Below are 3221 nucleotides of genomic sequence, written 5' to 3' on the forward strand. Positions count from 1 at the left end.
CCTAATCGGTAGTTGGGATAGGAGCTGACCCCGTATAGGGACAGTTTGTGTTCTGGTGCTGCTGTCGGGGCGACGCCTGTTGTTGCCCGGACATTCGATGTCTCACGAAAGAACGGTGCGCCCCGGTAGCAGTGATCTGGTGTTCGGTGGTGTGATGGCGTTGCCCCTGCCGACCGCAGGGTTCACCCCGGTATGAGTTCTCCCGAGCCGTAGAGCTCTTCGGAAAGCACTGGGGGTCCTGCGGTGTGCTGGAGTCACGGACGGCTACTGAGATGACGGACCGTCGAGTCCTGCGATTAGGGTGCCGCGTGGCCCCTGCCCGGTACCGGGCATCGTATCGAGCAGACGGAGGGAACGAATGAGTTTGTTCTGTGGAATCGATTGGGCCACTGATCATCACGACATCGCGGTCGTCGACCACACGGGCCGCCTGGTGGCCGGCGGCAGGGTCGAGAACACCGCCTCGGGATTCGAGGCCTTGTTGGCCATGCTCGCCGACGCCGGTGAGGACCCGCACGAGCCGGTGCCGGTGGCCATCGAGACCGATCACGGTCTGTGGGTCGCGGCGTTGACCGCCTCGGGAAGGCAGGTCTACCCGATCAATCCGCTCGCGGCCTCGCGTTACCGGTCCAGGCATGTCGTCTCCGGAGCGAAGTCCGATGCGGTCGATGCCCGCACCTTGGCGAATATCCTGCGCACCGACCTGCCCGAGCATCGCCCACGATCGAATGATTCCGAGCTGGCCCAGAGTGTGCGGGTGCTCGCTCGCGCGCAGCAGGACACGATCTGGAACAGGCAACAGGTCACCAACCGGGTCATCGCGCTGCTCAAGGAGTTCTACCCGGCAGCGTTGGAAGCCTTCGCCGGTCTCGAAGGCGGCATCACCCGAGCCGATGCCCGGATGATCCTCACCGCTGCTCCCACCCCTGCCCAGGCGGCCACATTGACTCCGGCCCGATTGCGAAAGTTGATGGCCAAAGCCGGCCGCCAGCGATATCTCGATCGGGACGCCGGGCGCCTGCGCGAGGTGTTCACCGCCGAGCACCTCCGTCAGCCCGCCATGATCGAAGAAGCGATGGGACGGCAACTGAGCGCGTTGCTCGGGCAGCTGAACGCCATCTGTACTGCGGTTGCCGACCTGACGGAGGCGGTTACCGAGACTTTTCACCGACACCCGGACGCGAAGATCCTGACCAGTTTCCCCGGCGTGGGGCCAGTGGTCGGCGCCCGGGTGCTCGCCGAGATCGGTGACGACCGCTCGAAATTCGACGACGCTCGTGGATTGAAAGCCTTCGCTGGATCCGCGCCGATCACCCGCGCCAGCGGCAAGAAGACCGTCATTACGCACCGGCACATCAAGAACCGGCGTCTCGCCGCCGCCGGTTCGATCTGGGCGATGGCAGCGCTGAAATCCTCGCCCGGAGCGCGGCGGCACTACGACGCGCGCCGAGCCAAAGGTGACTGGCTCCAAGAAGCCAAACGCCACTTGTTCAACAAATTCCTCGGACAACTCCACCACTGCCTGCAAACCGGACAAACCTACGACGAAACCCATGCCTTCCCACCTCCTCTCGTGCTCGCGGCTTGACTGTTAACTTCCTGAGATGTCTAATCGGTAGTTGGGATAGGAGCTGACCCCGTATAGGGACAGTTTGTGTTCTGGTGCTGCTGTCGGGGCGACGCCTGTTGTTGCCCGGACATTCGATGTCTCACGAAAGAACGGTGCGCCCCGGTAGCAGTGATCTGGTGTTCGGTGGTGTGATGGCGTTGCCCCTGCCGACCGCAGGGTTCACCCCGGTATGAGTTCTCCCGAGCCGTAGAGCTCTTCGGAAAGCACTGGGGGTCCTGCGGTGTGCTGGAGTCACGGACGGCTACTGAGATGACGGACCGTCGAGTCCTGCGATTAGGGTGCCGCGTGGCCCCTGCCCGGTACCGGGCATCGTATCGAGCAGACGGAGGGAACGAATGAGTTTGTTCTGTGGAATCGATTGGGCCACTGATCATCACGACATCGCGGTCGTCGACCACACGGGCCGCCTGGTGGCCGGCGGCAGGGTCGAGAACACCGCCTCGGGATTCGAGGCCTTGTTGGCCATGCTCGCCGACGCCGGTGAGGACCCGCACGAGCCGGTGCCGGTGGCCATCGAGACCGATCACGGTCTGTGGGTCGCGGCGTTGACCGCCTCGGGAAGGCAGGTCTACCCGATCAATCCGCTCGCGGCCTCGCGTTACCGGTCCAGGCATGTCGTCTCCGGAGCGAAGTCCGATGCGGTCGATGCCCGCACCTTGGCGAATATCCTGCGCACCGACCTGCCCGAGCATCGCCCACGATCGAATGATTCCGAGCTGGCCCAGAGTGTGCGGGTGCTCGCTCGCGCGCAGCAGGACACGATCTGGAACAGGCAACAGGTCACCAACCGGGTCATCGCGCTGCTCAAGGAGTTCTACCCGGCAGCGTTGGAAGCCTTCGCCGGTCTCGAAGGCGGCATCACCCGAGCCGATGCCCGGATGATCCTCACCGCTGCTCCCACCCCTGCCCAGGCGGCCACATTGACTCCGGCCCGATTGCGAAAGTTGATGGCCAAAGCCGGCCGCCAGCGATATCTCGATCGGGACGCCGGGCGCCTGCGCGAGGTGTTCACCGCCGAGCACCTCCGTCAGCCCGCCATGATCGAAGAAGCGATGGGACGGCAACTGAGCGCGTTGCTCGGGCAGCTGAACGCCATCTGTACTGCGGTTGCCGACCTGACGGAGGCGGTTACCGAGACTTTTCACCGACACCCGGACGCGAAGATCCTGACCAGTTTCCCCGGCGTGGGGCCAGTGGTCGGCGCCCGGGTGCTCGCCGAGATCGGTGACGACCGCTCGAAATTCGACGACGCTCGTGGATTGAAAGCCTTCGCTGGATCCGCGCCGATCACCCGCGCCAGCGGCAAGAAGACCGTCATTACGCACCGGCACATCAAGAACCGGCGTCTCGCCGCCGCCGGTTCGATCTGGGCGATGGCAGCGCTGAAATCCTCGCCCGGAGCGCGGCGGCACTACGACGCGCGCCGAGCCAAAGGTGACTGGCTCCAAGAAGCCAAACGCCACTTGTTCAACAAATTCCTCGGACAACTCCACCACTGCCTGCAAACCGGACAAACCTACGACGAAACCCATGCCTTCCCACCTCCTCTCGTGCTCGCGGCTTGACTGTTAACTTCCTGAGATGTCTTTCG

Annotated in this window: 2 protein-coding genes; both read left to right on the plus strand. The window is 64.0% G+C overall.

What is annotated here, in order from left to right:
- The first annotated feature begins 358 nt into the window (after nt 1-358).
- Nucleotides 359-1588, plus strand: a complete 1230-nt coding sequence (locus G8767_RS34985; RefSeq protein WP_044480091.1) for an IS110 family transposase — start codon at nt 359-361, stop codon at nt 1586-1588.
- Between the two features lie 377 nt (nt 1589-1965).
- Nucleotides 1966-3195 carry an IS110 family transposase gene (locus tag G8767_RS34990; protein WP_044480091.1) on the plus strand — a complete coding sequence of 410 codons (1230 nt, stop codon included), beginning with the start codon at nt 1966-1968 and terminating at the stop codon, nt 3193-3195.
- Nucleotides 3196-3221: the final 26 nt, after the last annotated feature.

Origin of the sequence: Rhodococcus sp. IC4_135, from assembly GCF_011602025.1 — a bacterium.
Classification (GTDB): domain Bacteria; phylum Actinomycetota; class Actinomycetes; order Mycobacteriales; family Mycobacteriaceae; genus Rhodococcus_F; species Rhodococcus_F baikonurensis.

What these genes read in the sequence shown, in the direction of transcription:
- G8767_RS34985 (WP_044480091.1), top strand. Translation starts at nt 359, where the DNA reads ATGAGTTTGTTCTGTGGAATCGATTGGGCCACTGATCATCACGACATC.
- G8767_RS34990 (WP_044480091.1), top strand. Translation starts at nt 1,966, where the DNA reads ATGAGTTTGTTCTGTGGAATCGATTGGGCCACTGATCATCACGACATC.